At 71.4% G+C, this 18,223-nt stretch carries 20 protein-coding genes; 9 read left to right on the top strand and 11 right to left on the bottom strand.

Translation table 11 applies throughout. The features are described from left to right. Window positions 1-132 precede the first annotated feature (132 nt). Window positions 133-1,089, top strand: a complete 957-nt coding sequence (locus tag KZ813_RS18570; protein WP_219756479.1) for a hypothetical protein — start codon at window positions 133-135, stop codon at window positions 1,087-1,089. Here the strand turns inward: KZ813_RS18570 and rsmI are convergent. Further along, window positions 1,079-1,921 (bottom strand): 16S rRNA (cytidine(1402)-2'-O)-methyltransferase, encoded by an 843-nt coding sequence (rsmI, locus tag KZ813_RS18565; protein WP_219756478.1) that lies wholly within the window; start codon window positions 1,919-1,921, stop codon window positions 1,079-1,081. The genes KZ813_RS18570 and rsmI overlap by 11 nt on opposite strands. Between rsmI and KZ813_RS18560 the strand changes: the two genes are divergently transcribed. Both KZ813_RS18560 and KZ813_RS18555 read left to right on the top strand, forming a co-directional pair. Continuing rightward, window positions 1,920-3,119: a penicillin-binding protein activator gene (locus KZ813_RS18560; RefSeq protein WP_219756477.1), complete on the top strand. Its 1,200-nt coding sequence runs from the start codon at window positions 1,920-1,922 to the stop codon at window positions 3,117-3,119. The two genes, rsmI and KZ813_RS18560, sit on opposite strands and share 2 nt — an antisense overlap. Then, the gene (locus KZ813_RS18555) at window positions 3,116-3,982 is read left to right on the top strand and encodes an HpcH/HpaI aldolase/citrate lyase family protein (protein WP_308461933.1); all 867 of its coding nucleotides are present in this window, start codon (window positions 3,116-3,118) and stop codon (window positions 3,980-3,982) included. Before KZ813_RS18560 ends, KZ813_RS18555 begins: the two co-directional genes overlap by 4 nt. Here KZ813_RS18555 and KZ813_RS18550 read toward each other — a convergent pair. Both KZ813_RS18550 and KZ813_RS18545 read right to left on the bottom strand, forming a co-directional pair. Next, window positions 3,967-4,428 (bottom strand): hypothetical protein, encoded by a 462-nt coding sequence (locus KZ813_RS18550; protein WP_219756476.1) that lies wholly within the window; start codon window positions 4,426-4,428, stop codon window positions 3,967-3,969. The two genes, KZ813_RS18555 and KZ813_RS18550, sit on opposite strands and share 16 nt — an antisense overlap. Before the next feature lie 45 nt (window positions 4,429-4,473). After that, window positions 4,474-4,968 carry a TlpA family protein disulfide reductase gene (locus tag KZ813_RS18545; RefSeq protein ID WP_219756475.1) on the bottom strand — a complete coding sequence of 165 codons (495 nt, stop codon included), beginning with the start codon at window positions 4,966-4,968 and terminating at the stop codon, window positions 4,474-4,476. A gap of 216 nt (window positions 4,969-5,184) precedes the next feature. Between KZ813_RS18545 and KZ813_RS18540 the strand changes: the two genes are divergently transcribed. Then, on the top strand, window positions 5,185-6,474 hold the full coding sequence (locus KZ813_RS18540) for an adenylosuccinate synthase (RefSeq protein WP_219756474.1): 1,290 nt from the start codon (window positions 5,185-5,187) through the stop codon (window positions 6,472-6,474). A 48-nt stretch (window positions 6,475-6,522) separates the two neighbouring features. On the opposite strand, the gene KZ813_RS18535 is transcribed toward KZ813_RS18540, so the two are convergent. The 6 genes from KZ813_RS18535 to KZ813_RS18510 form a co-directional block, all read right to left on the bottom strand. Next, complete coding sequence (locus KZ813_RS18535) at window positions 6,523-6,927, bottom strand: hypothetical protein (RefSeq protein ID WP_219756473.1); 405 nt, start codon at window positions 6,925-6,927, stop codon at window positions 6,523-6,525. An 81-nt stretch (window positions 6,928-7,008) separates the two neighbouring features. Further along, window positions 7,009-8,076, bottom strand: a complete 1,068-nt coding sequence (gene aroC / locus KZ813_RS18530) for a chorismate synthase (RefSeq protein ID WP_219756472.1) — start codon at window positions 8,074-8,076, stop codon at window positions 7,009-7,011. A 253-nt stretch (window positions 8,077-8,329) separates the two neighbouring features. After that, window positions 8,330-8,875, bottom strand: a complete 546-nt coding sequence (locus tag KZ813_RS18525; RefSeq protein WP_219756471.1) for a GNAT family N-acetyltransferase — start codon at window positions 8,873-8,875, stop codon at window positions 8,330-8,332. Continuing rightward, on the bottom strand, window positions 8,868-9,659 hold the full coding sequence (gene fabI / locus KZ813_RS18520; RefSeq protein WP_219756577.1) for an enoyl-ACP reductase FabI: 792 nt from the start codon (window positions 9,657-9,659) through the stop codon (window positions 8,868-8,870). Before fabI ends, KZ813_RS18525 begins: the two co-directional genes overlap by 8 nt. A gap of 22 nt (window positions 9,660-9,681) precedes the next feature. Then, window positions 9,682-10,644, bottom strand: coding sequence for a YihY/virulence factor BrkB family protein (locus KZ813_RS18515; RefSeq protein WP_219756470.1), 963 nt, complete (start codon window positions 10,642-10,644; stop codon window positions 9,682-9,684). After that, on the bottom strand, window positions 10,644-11,582 hold the full coding sequence (locus KZ813_RS18510) for a DnaJ C-terminal domain-containing protein (RefSeq protein WP_219756469.1): 939 nt from the start codon (window positions 11,580-11,582) through the stop codon (window positions 10,644-10,646). The genes KZ813_RS18515 and KZ813_RS18510 overlap by 1 nt, the downstream gene beginning before the upstream one ends. Before the next feature lie 177 nt (window positions 11,583-11,759). On the opposite strand from KZ813_RS18510, the gene KZ813_RS18505 reads away from it, so the two are divergent. From KZ813_RS18505 to queE, 5 genes are all read left to right on the top strand, one after another. Next, the gene (locus KZ813_RS18505) at window positions 11,760-12,953 is read left to right on the top strand and encodes an aspartate aminotransferase family protein (protein WP_219756468.1); all 1,194 of its coding nucleotides are present in this window, start codon (window positions 11,760-11,762) and stop codon (window positions 12,951-12,953) included. Between the two features lie 208 nt (window positions 12,954-13,161). Beyond that, window positions 13,162-14,079 (top strand): ornithine carbamoyltransferase, encoded by a 918-nt coding sequence (argF, locus tag KZ813_RS18500; protein WP_219756467.1) that lies wholly within the window; start codon window positions 13,162-13,164, stop codon window positions 14,077-14,079. Window positions 14,080-14,268: 189 nt separating this feature from the next. Next, window positions 14,269-15,180, top strand: a complete 912-nt coding sequence (gene hslO / locus KZ813_RS18495) for an Hsp33 family molecular chaperone HslO (protein WP_219756466.1) — start codon at window positions 14,269-14,271, stop codon at window positions 15,178-15,180. 283 nt (window positions 15,181-15,463) lie between these two features. Beyond that, window positions 15,464-16,162, top strand: coding sequence for a 7-cyano-7-deazaguanine synthase QueC (queC, locus tag KZ813_RS18490; RefSeq protein ID WP_219756465.1), 699 nt, complete (start codon window positions 15,464-15,466; stop codon window positions 16,160-16,162). 1 nt (window position 16,163) lies between these two features. Further along, on the top strand, window positions 16,164-16,796 hold the full coding sequence (queE, locus tag KZ813_RS18485; protein ID WP_219756464.1) for a 7-carboxy-7-deazaguanine synthase: 633 nt from the start codon (window positions 16,164-16,166) through the stop codon (window positions 16,794-16,796). 236 nt (window positions 16,797-17,032) lie between these two features. Here the strand turns inward: queE and KZ813_RS18480 are convergent, their stop codons facing one another. Together KZ813_RS18480 and KZ813_RS18475 are read right to left on the bottom strand one after the other, a co-directional pair. Then, a complete protein-coding gene (locus KZ813_RS18480; protein ID WP_219756463.1) occupies window positions 17,033-17,716 on the bottom strand; it encodes a hypothetical protein in 684 nt (227 codons plus the stop codon). A 228-nt stretch (window positions 17,717-17,944) separates the two neighbouring features. Then, window positions 17,945-18,202: a hypothetical protein gene (locus tag KZ813_RS18475; protein ID WP_219756462.1), complete on the bottom strand. Its 258-nt coding sequence runs from the start codon at window positions 18,200-18,202 to the stop codon at window positions 17,945-17,947. Window positions 18,203-18,223 lie beyond the last annotated feature (21 nt).

Below are 18,223 nucleotides of genomic sequence, written 5' to 3'. Positions count from 1 at the left end.
GATCGTCCCACCCGTCGTCGTCGATCCGGCCGACTGCCACGACGTCGCGCTTTCCGTCCGGTTCGGATGGAAAAGTAGCCCACACGATCGCTGGAGGCATCTAGTCTGGTGCGTGCACGACGGGAGAAGGCGATGATCGGCCCCTTTCTGGCAGCGTGGGTCGTCGCGTCGGCACCGGCCGCGGCGACGCAGATCCCCGGCGCGGCGCCCGTCACCGCGTCGCCCCGACCGGAGCCGACCGATGGGCCTGCGGCCGGCGCCGATCCCGTCTCCGCCCCTGTCCCCGCCGCGGAGCAGCGGCTCGGCGACAACGGCGACATCGTCGTCGCCGCGCCGACCCGCGAGGTGATCGGCAGCCAGGTGCGCGCGGCGACGGGGCCGGTATCGCAGAACATGCCGCTGGCCCGTTTCCAGGCGCCGGTGTGCGTCGCGGTCGGCGGGCTCTCGAGCAAGGTGTCGGGCGAGATCGCCCAGCGCATGCTCGAGGACGCCGATCTCGCCGGCATCACACTCGCCGGCGATCGATGCCGCCCCAACACGATGGTGCTGTTCGTCGACGACGCGCACGCCGAGGTGGTGAAGATGGCGCGGTCCAACCATCGCGCGCTGCTGGGGGTCGGCTTCAACGCGCGTCGCGCGCTGCTCAAGGGCCAGGGGCCGGCGTTCGCGTGGCGGCTCACCGAGGTGCGCACGCGCGAGGGCGAGACGAATCTGCCGGGCGACGGACCCCCGACCTTCAGGGTCGCGGTCGCGTCGAGGGTCAACCAGCCGGTGCGACAGGACGTGATCACCGCCGTGCTGATCGTCGAGCGTCGGGCCGTCGTGGGAAAGACGTCGCGTCAGCTCGCCGACTATGCCGCGCTGCGGCTGTTCGCCGGCGCGCGTGAGCTCGCCGGCGGCGGGCTCGACACGATCCTGGCGCTGTTCGGCACGAAGGCCGCGCCGCCCGCGCAGCTCACCGCCTTCGACCGGGGCTATCTGCGCGGCCTGTACACCGGCGGGGCCAACGCCTTCGCCTACACCCAGCGCGGCCGGATGGCGGGCGCGATCGCGCGGGAGAACGAGGCGGGCGCCGCGGCTACCCCTTGAGTGCGAGCGCCCGCGCGTAGAGCGCGCGGCGATCGAGCCCGAGCGCCTTCGCCACCTCGCCCGCCGCCTTGGAGGCGGGCAGGCGGGTGAGCGCCTCCGTCAGCGCCGCGTCGGCGTCGGCCGCGCTCGCCGCGGCGGGCGGGGCAGGGGGGGCGACCACGACGACGATCTCGCCCCTGGGTGGCGCCTCGGCGTAGCGCGCCGCCAGCTCGCCGAGCGTGCCGGTCACCGCCTCCTCGAACTTCTTGGTGATCTCCCGGCACACCGCCGCCTCGCGCTCGCCCAGCAGCTGCGCCAGCGCGGCGAGGCAGGCGCCCAGCCGCGGCCCCGACTCGTACAGCACCAGGGTCGCGCGCACCGCCGCGACCTCGCGGATCGCCTCGGCGCGGGCCTGCTCCTTGGGCGGGAGGAAACCGAGGAACAGGAAGCGGTCGGTCGGCAGGCCGGCCAGAGTCAGCGCGGCCACCGCGGCGCAGGCGCCCGGCACCGTCACGACGTGGCGCCCCGCCGCGCGCGCCTCGCGCACCAGCTTGTAACCGGGATCGGAGATCAGCGGCGTGCCCGCGTCGGAGACGAGCGCGACCACCTCGCCCGCCATCCGCTCGATCAGTCGCGGGCGGACCTCGGCGGCATTGTGGTCGTGATAGGGGGTCATCGGCCGCTTGGCGCCGATGTGGCGCAGCAGCCCGGCGGTGACGCGCGAATCCTCCACCGCGATGACGTCGGCGGCGGCGAGCACCTCCGCCGCGCGCGGCGAGAGATCGCCGAGATTGCCGATCGGGGTGGCGACGATGTAGAGCCCAGGCGGTAGAGAGTTCACGGGAGATGTCATGGCAGAGGCGATCGGGCGGCCGCAATGGTCGAGCGCATGGAGCCGGTTGGTCGCGGTCACCGGCGCGCTGCTGCTCGCGGCCTGCTCGACGGTGGTGCCGCGCGCCCCCGTCGAGGCGCCGCGGCCGCAGACCAGCGCCCAGCCGCCGCGCGACACCGCCCCCGAGGTGGTCACCGGCCTGCCGCACGACGTCGAGCGGCACCGGGTCGCGCTGCTGGTGCCGCTGTCGGGCAGCAACGCGGGCGTGGGGCGCAGCCTCGCCAACGCGACCCAGCTCGCGCTGCTCGACACGCGCAACGCGCAGGTGCGAATCACCAGCTACGATACCGCGACGGGCGCGGCCCAGGCCGCCTCGCGCGCGATCGCCGACGGCGCGCAGCTGATCCTGGGGCCGCTGCTCGCCGAGGACGTGCGCGCGGTGGCGCCGATCGCGCGCGCCGCCAAGGTGCCGGTCCTGTCCTTCTCGAACGACACCGGTGTGGCGGGCAACGGCACCTATGTGCTGGGCTACGCCCCGGCACAGTCGATCGAGCGCGTGGTCGGCTTCGCGCGCGCGCGCGGCATGAACAATTTCGGCGGGCTGGTGCCCAACGCGCTGTACGGCAGCCGCGCCTCCACCGCCTTCCTGCGCGCGGTGGAGCAGGCGGGCGGGCGCGTGGTCTCGCTGCAGACCTATGACCGCGGTCCCGGCGCGCTGGGCGCGGCGGTGCAGCGCATGGCCAAGGACGCGCCGTTCGACGCGATCCTGATCGCCGACAGCGCGGGCTCCGCCACCGCGGCGGTGCCGCTTCTTCGCCGCGACAGCCCGACGACGCAGATCCTCGGCACCGAATTGTGGAACGCGGACAAGGGAGCCAGCGCGCCGGCGCTGAACGGATCGTGGTTCGCTAGCGTGCCCGACGACCTCTACCGCCAATATGCGCGCAACTATCGCACCCGCTTCAACGCCGCGCCGTATCGGCTGTCGAGCCTCGGCTACGACTCGGTGCTGCTGGTGGTGCGGATCGCGCGCGACTGGCGGCCGGGCACCGCTTTCCCCGAGCCGCGGCTGCGCGACGCCGACGGCTTCGCCGGGATCGACGGCGCGTTCCGCTTCGGCCGCGACGGCGTCGCCGAGCGCGCGCTCGAGGTGAAGGAATTGCGCGTCGGCGCCGCGGTGGCGGTGTCGCCCGCGCCGACGGGGTTCGCGGAGAAGTGAGCGCGGCGGCGACGCGGCCGCGCCGCAGCGCCTTGTTCATGCCCGCGTCGAACCCGCGCGCGCTCGCCAAGGCGGTGACGCTCGACTGCGACGCGGTGATCCTCGATCTCGAGGACTCGGTGGCACCGGCGACGAAGCACGAGGCGCGCGCGGCGGCGGTCGCGGCGTTGGAGACCGGCGGCTGGGGCAGGCGTGAGCGCGTCGTGCGGGTCAACGCCGCCGACACCGAATGGGGCCCCGACGACCTCGCCGCGCTGCGCGGCGCGGCGCTCGACGCGGTGCTGCTGCCCAAGGTCGACGACCCTGCCACGCTCCACGCGGCGCGCGCCGCGCTCGGCGAGGGTCCGGCGCTATGGGCCATGATCGAGACCTGCGCCGGCGTCGCGTCGTCGCGCGCGATCGCCGCGGCGGCGCGCGACACCGGTCTCGCCGCACTGGTGGTCGGGCCCAACGACCTCGCACGCGAGCTGCGCTGCGCGCCCGGCGACGATCGCGCGCCGCTGTGGTCGATCCTCACCGAGGTGGTGCTCGCCGCGCGCCTCGCGGGCATCGCCGCGCTCGACGGCGTCACCAACGCGATCGACGATCCCGCCGCGATCGAGCGCGCCTGCGACCAGGGCGCGCGCTGGGGCTTCGACGGCAAGACGCTGATCCACCCCGCGCAGATCGCTGCCGCCAATCGCGCCTTCGCTCCCTCGGTCGAGGCGGTCGCGCGCGCCGAGCGCGTCGTCGCCGCCTTCGCTCTACCCGCTCATGCCGCGCTGGGCGCGATCCGTGTCGAGGGCGAGATGGTGGAGCGGCTTCACCTCGCGCAGGCGGAGCGGCTCATCGCGCTCGATCGCGCGATTCAGTCGCGGCAGTAACCCTCGCCGGCCTTCACCGTCAGACAGTCCTTCTTGCCGTCGAGATATTTCAGCCCGGTCGCGGCGCCGTCGCTCGGTCGCAGCAGCTCGCGCGCGCCCTCGCGCTCGAAGGCGATGCCCTCGGCGGTGACCTCGCCGTCATAGGTCCCTTTGTCGTCGAGGCTCCACTGCATCGCCAATGTGACCGCGTCGCCGTCGCCGGCGCGCGGCGTGACGACGAGGTTGAGCCCCTCCACGCCGCGCCAGCGGCCGAGATAGCGCGCCCGCGACGGGGCGGGCGTGGCGCTCGGGGGTGACGCGCTCGGGTCAGGAGTGACGCTGGCGGCGTCCGGGGCGGCGGTTGCGTTGGCCGCAGCCCCGGACGCGCCGTCGCCTCCCGTCTGCCCGGTCCGGTCGCCGCAGGCGGCGAGCAGGAGGAGGGCGGCGGTGAGGGCGGACGTCTTCATCCCCGCTCAACTCGTGCGACCTGGCGCCGTTCCCCGCGTTTCCGCTCAGCCCTTCGGGGCGGGTTCGTTGAGCAGCGGGATCAGCTCGCGGTTGAGATCGTCGAGGTCGAGCGCGGCGGCCTTGGCGTAGCGCACCACGCCGGCGCGATCGATGATGTAATTGGTCGGAACCGCGGGCATCTCCGCGCTCATGCCCTTGATCCGCCGCACCGCGGGGATCGCCATGGCGGCGAAGACCGGCTTGAGCCGGTGGAGCGGCGCCGAACCGTCGGTCGCCACCGCGAAGACGCTCAGCCCGTGCTGTCTCGCGCGGCGATAATAGCCGTCGAGCAGCGGCAGCTCGGCGCGGCACGGTACGCACCAGGTCGCCCAGAAGTTGAGCAGCACCACCTCGCCCTTGTGATCGGCGAGCGTGGTCTTGCTGCCGTCGACCAGGGTCAGCTCGATCGGCGGCGCGGGCTGGCCGACCTTGAGGTCGCGCGCCGCGGCGGGCGCGGCCAGGAGCGCGCCCGCGAGCGCACAGAGCAATGACAGTCGCATCGTCGATCGATCCCCCCGGGTCGGAGCGTGACCCGGCGCACCGGACTCGGTCAAGGCCGAGACTGGCCCGGAGTGACGCGACCGCGTGCCGGGCTGGCATCGGTTGACCTGCCGCCACCCCGCCGCTACCCGCGCCTCCGACATCGCTGAACCACTCGCGTGCCGAGTCCTGTCGAAGGGCGCGCGGGTTCGCCCGGCAGGCGGAGACCTGTATCCATGGCCAACGTAGCAGTCATCGGCGCGCAATGGGGCGACGAGGGCAAGGGCAAGATCGTCGACTGGCTCGCCGAGCGCGCCGACGTGGTCGTGCGCTTCCAGGGCGGGCACAACGCGGGCCACACGCTGGTGGTGGGCGAATCGGTCTACAAGCTCTCGCTGCTGCCCTCGGGCATCGTGCGCGGCACGCCCTCGGTGATCGGCAACGGCGTAGTGCTCGATCCCTGGGCGCTCAGGGCCGAGATCGAGCGGCTGGCGGCGCAGGGCGTCGTCGCCACGCCCGAGACGCTGCGGATCGCGGACAATTGCGCGCTGATCCTGCCGTTCCACCGCGACCTGGACGCGTTGCGCGAGGACGCCAGCGGCGCGGGCAAGATCGGCACGACGCGGCGCGGCATCGGTCCGGCCTATGAGGACAAGGTCGGCCGCCGCGCGCTGCGCGTCTGCGACCTGGCGCATCTCGACGATCTCGGCCCGCAGCTGGATCGGCTCACCGCGCACCACGACGCGTTGCGCGCCGGTTTCGGCGAGGCACCGATCGACCGCGACGCGCTGGTGGCCGAGCTGCGCGCGATCGCCGGCTTCGTCCTCCCCTTCGCCAAGCCGGTGTGGCGCGACCTCAACCTCGCCAAGGAGGCGGGCAAGAGGATCCTGTTCGAGGGCGCGCAGGGCGTGCTGCTCGACATCGACCATGGCACTTACCCGTTCGTCACCTCGTCGAACACGATCGCGGGGACCGCGGCGGGCGGCTCGGGGTTGGGGCCGGCGGCGGTCGGCTTCGTGCTGGGGATCGCCAAGGCCTATACCACGCGCGTCGGCTCGGGGCCGTTCCCGACGGAGCTGGAGGACGCGGTCGGCGAGCGGCTCGGCACGCGCGGGCACGAGTTCGGCACGGTGACCGGGCGCAAGCGGCGCTGCGGCTGGTTCGACGCGGTGCTGGTGCGACAGTCGGCCGCGGTGGGTGGCATCACCGGCATCGCGCTGACCAAGATCGACGTGCTCGACGGCATGGACGAGGTACGGATCTGCACCGGCTATCGGCTGCGCGGTGACGTCATCGATTACTTCCCGGCGCATGCCGCTGAGCAGGCGCTGGTCGAGCCGGTCTACGAGACGGTCGAGGGCTGGCATGAGTCGACCGCGGGGGCGCGCAGCTGGGCAGAACTGCCGGCGCAGGCGATCAAATATATCAGGCGTATCGAGGAGCTGATCCGCTGCCCCGTCGCGCTGGTGTCGACCAGTCCCGAACGCGCCGACACGATCCTGGTGCGCGACCCGTTCGCCGACTGATCGCGACGCGACCCCCGCGCATCGGCGCGGGGGTCGAGATCGGCGAGGTTATTGCGGCGACTGCGGCGTCGTCGCCATCGGGTCGGCACCGGTCGTGCGCGGGTTGTTCTGCGACATCGGCGCGACCGTCGGATCCGGGTTCATCGTCTGGGTCGACGGATCCGGCGTCGTGCTGGTGCTCGGCTGGCTCATCTTCGAGTGGTTGCGCGACGAGCGACGCGCCTCACGCGTCGACCGCGGCGAGGTCGTCGACATGGTGTCCGACTGCGTGCCCTGGGTGGTCGTGCCGGTGGTGCCGGGCTGCTGCATCGTGCCCATCGAGCCCTGGTCCATGCCGGAGCCCGACTGACCCATGCCACCGCCCATGCTACCGCCGGTTCCACCGGTGGTCTGGGCCGAGGCGACGGCGGGAAGGGCGAGCGCGGCAGCAGCCGCGATAATGAGAATACGCATGGAAACCTCTCCTGTGATGTTAGCCCCCAACGAGCCGCACAGAGCCGGTGTTCCGCTCATTCCTCTGCTAAATTAACCAACTTAGCCACATTGCGCGCGGTGAAGCAAGGCCTGGTCGGCGAGCACCAGCGCGACCATGGCCTCCACGACGGGCACGCCGCGGATGCCGACGCAGGGATCGTGCCGCCCTCTAGTGGCGATCTCGGTCGCCTCGCCCTCGCGCGTGACGGTGGGGACGGGGGTGAGGATCGAGCTGGTCGGCTTGAAGGCGACGCGGACGCGGATCGGCTGGCCGGTCGCGATCCCGCCCGCGATCCCGCCGGCGTGGTTGGCGAGGAAGGCGGGGCCGTCCGCGCCGGGGCGCATCGCGTCCGCATTCTGCTCGCCCGACAGCGCCGCCGCGGCGAAGCCGTCACCGATCTCGACGCCCTTCACCGCGTTGATCGACATGCATGCCGCGGCGAGCTCGCTGTCGAGCTTGGCGTAGAGCGGCGCACCCCAGCCGGCGGGCACGCCGGTCGCCTCGCACGTCACCACCGCGCCGAGCGAGGAGCCGGCCTTGCGCGCGGCGTCGACCTTCTCCTCCCAGCGCGCCGCGGCGACGGCATCGGGGCAGAAGAAGGGGTTGGCGTCGATCGCGGCGTCGTCGAAGGCGGCGGGGTCGATCGCGTCGCCGCCGACCGCCTCGACCCAGGCGCGCACGCGCACCTGCGGCACCACCAGCCGCGCCACCGCGCCCGCGGCGACGCGCGCCGCGGTCTCGCGCGCCGACGATCGTCCGCCGCCGCGATAGTCGCGGAAGCCGTATTTGGCGTCATAGGCGTAGTCGGCGTGACCGGGGCGATAGGCGAGCGCGACCTCGCCATAATCCTTCGAGCGCTGGTCGACGTTCTCGATCATCAGGCTGATCGGCGTGCCGGTGGTGCGCCCCTCGAACACGCCCGAGAGGATGCGGACCTGGTCGGGCTCGCGGCGCTGCGTGGTGAAGCGCGACTGGCCCGGGCGGCGCCGATCGAGCCAGGGCTGGATGTCGGTCTCGGCCAGCGCGATCCCCGGCGGGCAGCCGTCCACCACCGCGCCCAGCGCGGGGCCGTGGCTCTCGCCCCACGTGGTGAAGCGGAACACGCGGCCGAAGGTGTTGTAGCTCATGCGCGAGGGTCCGAATATTGCGAATGTTGAGTCGCCGGCGCGTCGGGACTCAACGTTCGCAGGCGGCCAGCGTGGGACATGGCGCGCGCTGTGCCAGAAGCGCGCGGCTTAGGACAGGGGCGAAGGTAGGGGCTTAGTGCAGCTGTTCCCCGGCGAAGGCCGGGGCCCACTTGGAGGACGCTGGTGAGATCCACGACGGCTTTCCCACCTCGGCCCCGGCCTTCGCCGGGGCACCGCGAGCGTGGCGCCCCGCTCACCCAGCGCCGAGCATCGCGAAGGCATCGGCGTGACGCGCGTCGCCGCGGACGCCGCAGGGCATCAGCCCGCCCTGGAGCGGCAGCGCCAGCAGCGCGTCACCCGCGTAGGGCGACACGAAGTTCCTCGCGTAATCCTCGTGGAAGCCGAAGCGTCGGTAATAGCCCGGGTCGCCCAGCACGAAGCACAGCACCGCGCGCTCGGCCTCGAGCCGGTCGAGCCCCGCCTGTACCAGCGCCTCGCCGACGCCGCGACGACGATAGGCAGCCGACACCGCGAGCGGCGCCAGCGCCACCGCGGGGATCGCGCGGTCGTCGACCGTCACTGCCATGCGGCTGAACGCCACCGCGCCGACGATGGCGCCGGTGGTGCCGTCGAGCGCCACCATCATCAGCACCATGGCACCGTCGACGCACAGCTGCCGCACCAGATCGGCCTCGTCGGCGCGCGCGAAACAGGCGCGCAGCAGCGAGTCGATCCCCGCCACGTCCTCGCCGCGCGCGGGGCGGACGATCAGCTCGGCGGTGTCGCCCGCCTCAGGCAAGCGCGATGTCCGGCGCGTCCTCCGCCTTCATGCCGATCACGTTGTACCCGGCGTCGACGTGGTGGATCTCGCCCGTCACCCCGCTGGCGAGGTCGCTCAGCATATACAGGCCGGCGCCGCCGACATCCTCGATCGTCACGGTGCGGCGCAGCGGCGAGTTGAGCTCGTTCCACTTGAGGATATAGTTGAAGTCGCCGATGCCGCGCGCCGCGAGCGTCTGGATCGGCCCCGCCGAGATCGCGTTGATGCGGATGTTCTCCGGCCCGAGATCGACCGCGAGATATTTCACGCTCGTCTCCAGCGCGGCCTTGGCCACGCCCATCACGTTGTAATGCGGGATCACCTTCTCGGCGCCATAATAAGTGAGCGTCAGGATCGCGCCGCCGTTGGGCATCATCCGGCGCGCGCGCTGCGCCACCGCCACCAGCGAATAGGCCGAGACGTTCATCGTCATCAGGAAATTGTCGAGCGTGGTGTCGTAGTAGCGGCCGCGCAGCTGCGACTTGTCCGAGAAGCCGATGGCGTGGACGACGAAGTCGATCGTCGGCCATTCCCGCGCCAGCGCGGCGAAGGTGTCGTCCAGCGCGGCCATGTCGGCGACGTCGCAGTCGAACAGCCGCGCCACGCCCAGCTGCTCGGCGAGCGGCCGAACGCGCTTCTCCATCGCCGCGCCCTGGTAGGAGAAGGCCAGCTCGGCGCCGGCCTCGCTGAGCTGCTTGGCGATGCCCCAGGCCAGCGACTTGTCGTTGGCGAGCCCCATGATCAGCCCGCGCTTGCCCCCCATCAGTCCGTTCACGCCGTCACCATCATTGTTCATCATTATCGTCGGCCCCCTCTACAACCGCTTCGGGCGGCTCCGCCAGTGCCGCGTTCAGGTGAGCGCCGAACACCAGGCCAAGGCCGATCAGATAGAAGAACAGCAGCATCACCACCACCCCGGCGAGGCTGCCGTAGGTGAGGTCATAGCCACCCAGCTGCGACAAGGCCCAGGGCAGGCCCGCGGTCATGCTCACCCACCATAGGGTAGTGAACAGAGCGCCCGGCCATTTCTTGCTCTCGCTGCGGCGGTATCGCCCCGGCGTGACCGAGTAGAATAGCATGTAGAGCGCGCCGAACATCACCGCGGCGGGGACCAGGCGCGCGAGGTTGAGCCACTCGGCGACGTGCTGCGCCACCGGCAGCAGCCGGTAGATGAACTGCTCGGCCGCGATCAGGATGCCCTGTACCAGGAAGGAGAACAGCGCGATCACGATCGAGCCGACGATCGCGAGGCTGAGCCCCAGCCGCGCGCGCCACAGCGACTGCGACGAGCGCGTGCCATAGGCGCGGCGGAAGATATCGCGGATCGTCTCGGCGAAGCTGCCGACGGTCCACAGACCCACCAGTGCACCGAACCAGAGCAGCGAGCCGGTGCGCGCGTGGAGCACGTTGCTGATCGGCTCGCGCAGGATCGCGCCGACGTCGTGCGGCAGCACCGAGAGGAAGCTGGCGACGCCGCGCTGCACCTCGTCGGTCTGGCCGAACAGAGAGGCCACCGCGGCGGCGACGATGAAGAACGGGAACACCGTCATCAGCGCGAGATAGGCGAGGTTGCCGGCGTGAATGAACCCGTCGGTATAGACGCCGACCGCGGCGCGCTTCAGCACCGACCAGCTGTAGCTGCCGGGGCGGACATGGGCGAGCTGGCGGTCGAGGCGTCGTCGCGCGGCACCGTGGTGGCGCGCGCGATCCTCAGGCGTGAGCGAGGGGGGAGCGTCCGTCACCCACATCAGACGCCCATGTTCGCGCGCGGGTTCCCGCCGCCGGGCCAGCCCGCGACGAAGGACTTCAGCGCGGCGTCGTCGGCGGGCACGTCGATCACCAGCCGGACGAGCTGGTCGCCGCGGCCGCCGGCCTTGCGGTGGAAGCCCTTGCCCTTGAGCCGCAGCGTCTTGCCCGAGCTGGAGCCGGGCGGCACGGTGAGCATCACCGGCTTGTCGACGGTCGGCACCTTCACCGCTGCGCCCTCGACCGCCTCCTTGAGCGTGACGGGCAGGTCGAGCCGGACGTCGTCGCCCTCGCGCGTGAAGAAGCGGTGCGGCTGGATCTCGATGGTCACGATCGCGTCGCCGGGCCCGCCCTGGCCCGGGTCGCCCTTGCCCGAGAGGCGCATCTGCGTGCCGGTGTCGACCCCGGCGGGCAACTTGAGATCGATCGTGCTCCCATCGGCGAGCGTCACGCGCTGCGGCGCGAGCGCGGCGGCGTCGGCGAAGGGCACCTGGAGGCGGTAGGCGACGTTGCCGCCCTTGGGCGGTGGCCCGGCGTTGCGACGGCCGAAGCCGCTGGCGAAACCGCCGCCCCCACCGGCCGCGCGACCGCCGAACAGGCCCTCGAAGATATCGGACATGTCGGGCGCCTCGCCGCCCATGTCGAACTGCTGCGAGCGGAAGCCGCCCGCGCCGCCGGGGCGCGCACCGCCGGCACCATAGCCGAACGGCGCGCTCGGGTTGCCGTCGCCGTCGATCTCGCCGCGATCGTAGCGCGCGCGCTTGTCCTTGTCGGTGAGCAGGTCATACGCCGACGTCACCTTGCCGAAACGCTCCGCCGCCTTGGGATTGTCCTGGTTGCGGTCGGGATGCAGCTCCTTGGCGAGTTTGCGATACGCCTTCTTGATGTCCGCCTCGCTGGCGCCGCGCGCCACGCCCAGCGTCGCATATGGATCGGCCATGGATTCCCCGGTTGGTGTGTTACTTCCCTATGTGGGATAGTCGCGGCACGAGCGCAATCACCGTCGCGGCGCAAGCGCGGTCGCGCGCGGTGTTGACCCGCCGCGGCGGGCCACCGTAGAAGACGGCGCGGGGCGGTCCGGGCGGGCCGCCCTTGTTCTTTCCGAGGAGAAGGCCCCGTGTCGTCCACCCCTGCGCTGATGCCCGTCTACCCGCGGTGCGGCGTGCGCCCGGTGCGAGGCGAGGGCGTCTACCTCTACGGCGAGGACGGCGAGCGCTATCTCGACTTCGCCAGCGGCATCGCGGTCAACGCGCTCGGCCACGGCCATCCGCGGCTGGTCAAGGCGATCGCCGACCAGGCCGCGACGCTGATGCACACCAGCAATCTCTATGGCAGCCCGCAGGGCGAGCATCTCGCGCAGCGGCTGGTCGATCACACCTTCGCTGACACGGTGTTCTTCACCAACTCGGGCGCCGAGGCGGTGGAGTGCGCGATCAAGACCGCGCGGCGCTATCACTATGCCAACGGCAACCCGCAGCGGCACGACCTGATCACCTTCGACACCGCCTTCCACGGGCGGACGCTCGGCGCGATCTCGGCGACCAACCAGGCCAAGATGCGCGACGGCTTCGAGCCGCTGCTCCCCGGCTTCCGATACGCCACGTTCAACGATCTCGCGGGCGCGCTCGCGCTGATCGACGAGCATACCGCGGGCTTCCTGGTCGAGCCGATCCAGGGCGAGGGCGGCATCCGCCCGGCGTCGCAGGAGTTCCTCCGCGGGCTGCGCCAGGCCTGCGACGAGCACGGCCTACTGCTTGTGCTCGACGAGGTGCAGGCGGGCTACGGCCGCACCGGCAAGTTCTTCGCGCACGAGCTGTACGGCATCGTCCCCGACATCATGGCGGTGGCCAAGGGGATCGGCGGCGGCTTCCCGCTCGGCGCCTGCCTCGCCACCGCCGAAGCGGCCAAGGGCATGGTGTTCGGCACGCACGGCTCCACCTACGGCGGCAACCCGCTGGCGATGGCGGCGGGCGAGGCGGTGCTCGACGTGATCCTGGAGGAGGGCTTCCTCGACCAGGTGGCGCGGATGGGCGAGCGGCTGCGCGCCTCGCTCGAGCAGCTGATCCCCAACCACGATCACCTGTTCGACCATGTCCGCGGCCACGGCCTGATGCTGGGGTTGAAGCTGAAGAGCGACAGCCGCCGCTTCGTCGCGCACTGCCGCGACCAGCACGGGCTGCTGCTGGTGGCGGCGGGCGAGAACGTCGTCCGCGTGCTGCCGCCGCTGGTGATCGACGAGAGCCATATCGCCGAGTGCGTGGAGAGATTGAGCGAGGCCGCACGGGTCTACGTGCCGGTGGCCGACGAGTGATGTAAGCTCCTCCCCGCTCGCGGGGAGGGGGACCGCCGCGCGCCAGCGCAGTGGTGGAGGGGGATCTCCGCGAACGCAGCGCTAGTGGAGGCCCCCTCCACCACTCGCTGCGCGAGCGGTCCCCAGTGGCAGGTCGATCATGCCCCCGGCATGATCTCGACTTGCCGGGGGCAAGTCGCCCTGCCACTCCATTCTGGGGAGGATTCAAGTGCGCCATTTCCTGAGCCTCAGCGACGCCGGTGGCGACGCGATCGCCGCCATGCTGGCCGACGCGCTCGAGCGCAAACAGGCGCGCGCGGGCTGGCCCAAGGGGCGCGCCGACGCCGACGCGCCGCTCGCCGGCCGCGTGCTGGCGATGATCTTCGAGAAGAACTCGACCCGCACCCGCGTCAGCTTCGACATGGCGATCCGCCAGCTCGGCGGCCAGTCGATCGTGATGGAGGCGGGGCAGATGCAGCTCGGCCGCGGCGAGACCGTGGCGGACACCGCCCGGGTGCTGTCGGGCTACGTCGACGCGATCATGATCCGCACCGACGACCACGCCAAGCTGGACGAGATGGCCGCGCACGCCAGCGTCCCCGTGATCAACGGCCTCACCGACGAGTCGCACCCGTGCCAGATCATGGCCGACCTGCTCACCATCGTGGAGAGCGGGCGCCAGCTGCCCGGGCTCAAGGTCGCGTGGCTCGGCGACGGCAACAACGTGCTCGCCTCGATCGTCGAGGCGGCGGCGCTGCTCCACTTCGACGTGGTCGCGGCCTGCCCGCAGGGGTTCCAGCCCGGGGAGGAGGCGATCGTCCGCGCCTCGGGCCGCGCGCGCGTCGTCGCCGACCCGCGCGAGGCGGTGGCCGACGCCGACGTCGTCGTCACCGACACCTGGATCTCGATGGGCCAGGCGCAGGCCGAGACCAAGCTGCGCGCGATGATGCCCTATCAGGTCGACGCCGCGCTGATGGCGGCGGCCAAGCCGGGTGCCGCCTTCCTCCACTGCCTCCCCGCGCACCGCGGCGAGGAAGTGACCCCCGAGGTGATCGACGGGCCGCAGTCGCTGATCTGGCAGGAGGCGGAGAACCGGCTCCACGCGCAGAAATCGGTGCTGCGCTGGTGCTTCGGCCAGATCGGTTGATCGGCACGGCGCGGCTTCCCAGATAGTTGGATCAACCGACCGCCTTTCCCCTTCCGTCAGGCCGGGCCCGAGCCGGGATCCATCGTGCCGCACCCCCGACCGGCCGCGGCGCCAGCGGAGCGCTGGACCTCGCGCCAGGCCCGGAGTGACGAGGGGGGCGGTCTCACCGTCCGCCAGCGAGAGGCAGCCTTGACCGATCCCAACGCCCCCGACCTCGACCGCGCGCTCGGCTTCACCATCCCGGCGCAGCACGCGCGCGGGCGCGTGGTGCGGCTCGGGCCGACGCTCGACACGATCCTCGCCGCGCACGCTTATCCGCCCGCGATCGAGAGGTTGCTGGCCGAGGCGCTGACACTCACCGCGCTGATCGGCAGCACGCTCAAGGATCCGCAGGGCCAGCTGACGATGCAGACGCAGACCGAGGCGGGCGTCGTCACGCTGCTGGTGTGCGACTATCGCGCCGGCGAGGTGCGCGGGTACGTCCAGTATGACGCCGAGCGGCTCGCCGACGCGCCGGCGGCGCCGACGCTCTTCGCGCTGTTCGGCAAGGGCTATCTCGCGATCACCTTCGATCTCGCCACCACCGGCGAGCGCTATCAGGGGATCGTCCCGCTCGACGGGGACACGCTGAGCGCGGCGGCGCAGAGCTATTTCTACCAGTCCGAGCAGATCCCGACCCTGGTGCGCGTGGGTCTGCGCAAGGGCGTGGACGGGCGCTGCGTCGCGGGCGGACTGCTGCTCCAGCACCTGCCCGAGGGGGAGGAGGGGCGCGAACGGCTCCACACCAAGCTCGATCACCCCGAGTGGGAGCATGTGGAGGCGCTCGGACGGACCATGGGCAGCGACGAACTCGCCGACGCCGACGTGCCGCTGGAGACCCTGGTCTGGCGGCTGTTCAACGAGGAGGCCGAGGTGCGCGTGCTGGAGGGCCAGGCGCTGGTCAAAGGCTGCCGCTGCGACGTCGACTATATCCGCTCGGTGCTGGCGCGCTTCCCGCTGGAGGAGCGGCTGGCGATGGCGGACGAGAACGGCGTGATCGCGGTCGACTGCGCCTTCTGCTCGACCAGCTTCCCGGTACGCGCCGACGAGCTGGTGGCGTGACGGGCGACCGCGACCTGCGGCGCCCCTGACCTCCGCGGCCGTTAACTCCGAGTGGCCGTCGATCTCGACAGGCGCGATCGCCGCTGGGGCCGGAGGGCTGGGGCGACGTTGGCGATCGTCACCATCGTTAGCCCAATCTTAACCTTCTTCCCCCATAAGCATCCTCGTGCCGTTCATGCGGTGCGCTCTCTCCCTAGCTTGATCTTCAAGCTCCTCATGGGCCGCCCTCGGGCGGCCCTTTTTCTTGCGCTCGGGCGCGCGAGGGCCTAGCTGGCGCCGCATCATGACCGAACTGACCCCCGCCGTCGCGCTCGTCTCGGGCGGGCTCGACTCGCTGGTGTCCGCCGCGCTCGCGCGTGAGGCGGGCCATCCGCTGCTCGCGCTCTCGATCGACTATAACCAGCGCCACCAGGTCGAGCTCGCCGCCGCGCGTCGCATCGCGTCCGCGCTCGGCGCGACGCGCCATGTCGTCCTGCCGATCGATCTCTCGGCGTTCGGCGGCTCGGCGCTGACCGACAATGCCATCGACGTGCCCAAGGACGGGGTCGACGGCACCATCCCCGTCACCTACGTGCCCGCGCGCAACACGATCTTCCTCAGCCTCGCGCTCGGCTGGGCGGAGGCGGCGGGCGCGCGCGACATCTATCTGGGCGTCAACGCGCTCGACTATTCGGGCTATCCCGACTGCCGCCCCGAGTTCATCGCCGCCTATGAGCGGCTCGCCGAGCTCGCCACCAAGGCGGGGGTCGAGGGTGAGCCGTTCCGCTTCCAGGCGCCGCTCCAGCAGATGACCAAGGCCGATATCGTGCGCGAGGGCGCGCGGCTCGGGCTCGACATGGGGATGAGCTGGTCGTGCTACGATCCCGCGCCGGGCGGGCTGCACTGTGGGCGCTGCGACAGCTGCCGGCTGCGCCACAAGGGCTTCGTCGAGGCCGACGTGCCCGATCCGACCGCTTACGCGGTGACCCCGCCGGTCCATTGAGATGAGCTACGCGGTCAAGGAGATGTTCCTGACGCTCCAGGGCGAGGGCGTGCAGGCGGGGCGACGCGCGGTGTTCGTGCGCTTCGCCGGCTGCAACCTGTGGAGCGGGCGCGAGCGGGACCGGGCCACCGCGGTCTGCCGCTTCTGCGACACCGATTTCGTCGGGGTCGACGGCGCGGGCGGCGGCCGCTTCGACGACGCGGCGGCGCTGGTCCGCGCGGCGGAGGGTTTCTGGGGGCCGGGGCGCGCGCGGCGGTTCGTCGTGCTGACCGGGGGCGAACCGATGCTCCAGGTCGACGACGCGGTCGTGGACGCCTTCCATGCGGCGGGGTTCGAGATCGCGATCGAGAGCAACGGCACGCTCGCGGTCCATCCCGGGATCGACTGGGTGTGCATCAGCCCCAAGGCCGGCAGCGAGACGGTGCAGCGCTCGGGCGACGAGCTCAAGCTGGTCTGGCCACAGCCGGGCACCGACCTGACGGCGGTGGAGGCGTGGGACTTCCGCCACTTCCTGCTCCAGCCGCTCGACGACGCGGCGGGCGAGGCGAACGTCGCCGCGGCGATGGCGTTGGTGATGGAGCGGCCGCGCTGGCGATTGTCGCTGCAGACCCACAAGCTGCTGGGGTTGCGCTAGATCGGGTCCGAACGCGCGCCACGCCGGCGAGCGCCGGCGTCCCGCGTTCCGTCAGAGGATCAGACGAGGGACGCTGCGGGCGGCGCGCGAACGAGACCATGGTCGCCCGACCACCCTCTCGGCCCACCGGGGGGGCGCCGAACCTCACACGCCCTCCGGCGCCCAGGAACAGCTGGACGTCGTGACGCGCCAGGTCCTACGCCCGTAGGAGGGCGCCCGGCCGGCGCCCTCGTGCGTCACCTCGCGGCGTAGACCACCGGGGTCAGAGGCGCGCCGCACTTCTGCTCGACGAACAGGCCCTTCTTCCAGCACGCCTCGTCGAAGCGCGGCAGCGTCGCGGGCAGCACCTGGAGCGAGGGGAATTGCTGCTCGCCATAGGGCTTCAGACTGTTGCGCAGCTCGCGCATGCGGGCCATAGCGACGTCGCCGAAGCCGCCGCGCGGGGCGTAGAGCGCGTCGCGGCCGATGCTCGCCGCCGTGGCGCAGAAATTATATTGCGCCGCGACCGTGGCGAAGCCGGCATAAGTGCGTGTGCCGAACTGGTCGAGCGCGGTCTGGCCGTCCTTCTTGGTCTTGGCGACGCGGGAGAAATACTTGCCGAGCGCGTCGAACGAATCCTGCAGCTCGACGCGATGGTCGGCGAGGATCGCGTTATAGGTCTGCACGGTCAGCAACGTCGGCTCGAACTGGCATTGCAGGGCGGCGACGTTGAGCGCGGCGCGCATGTTCCACACCACCCCGGCGCGCAGCTCGGCGGGGGTGGCCCCGGGCAGCGGATGCCCCATGCCGTCCTCGTTCCCGATGATCGGTTCGCCGCGCAGATCCTTCGACTTGAAGAAGAACTGCGCCGAAGCCGGCGTCGTCGCCAGCACCCCAGCCGCCAGCGCCACCCAGGCGCCGACGATCCCCACCTTCAGCATTCCCCAACACTCCTCGTCGCGGCTACGGCCGCGCCGCCCTTTTACGTCAGATTGGGTAAACGGCCCAAGAACATTCTGTCGCGCCAATGATTCATTTCGGCGCGTGGCGCGGCCGCCACGACATTGCTTGTTGACGGCGCGTAACGATACGCGCGCGCGGAGGGCAAAAGAAGAGGCCGCCCGGTCTCCCGGGCGGCCTCCTCAATACAATCGCCGGATCGCGGCAGATTACATCGCGTTCGACATGTTCGACATGTTCGACATCATCATGTCGTTGCCCATCGTGTCGTTCGCCATCATGCCGCCGTTCATGGCGCCGTCGACGGCGGTCATGTTGTCGGTCATGGTATCCATGCCCTCGGTGGCGTTCATGTCGGTGATCATGGTGTTCTCGCTGGTCTCGGTCTTCGAACCGCACGCCGAGACGGCGAGAGCGGCTGCCGCGAGCGCCGAACCGCCGAGGATCTTGGTGATGACTGCACGCATGAATTTGCTCCCTAGACTATG

The organism is Sphingomonas folli, assembly GCF_019429525.1.
GTDB lineage: Bacteria > Pseudomonadota > Alphaproteobacteria > Sphingomonadales > Sphingomonadaceae > Sphingomonas > Sphingomonas folii.
This window is presented reverse-complemented; position numbering and strand designations above follow the sequence as displayed.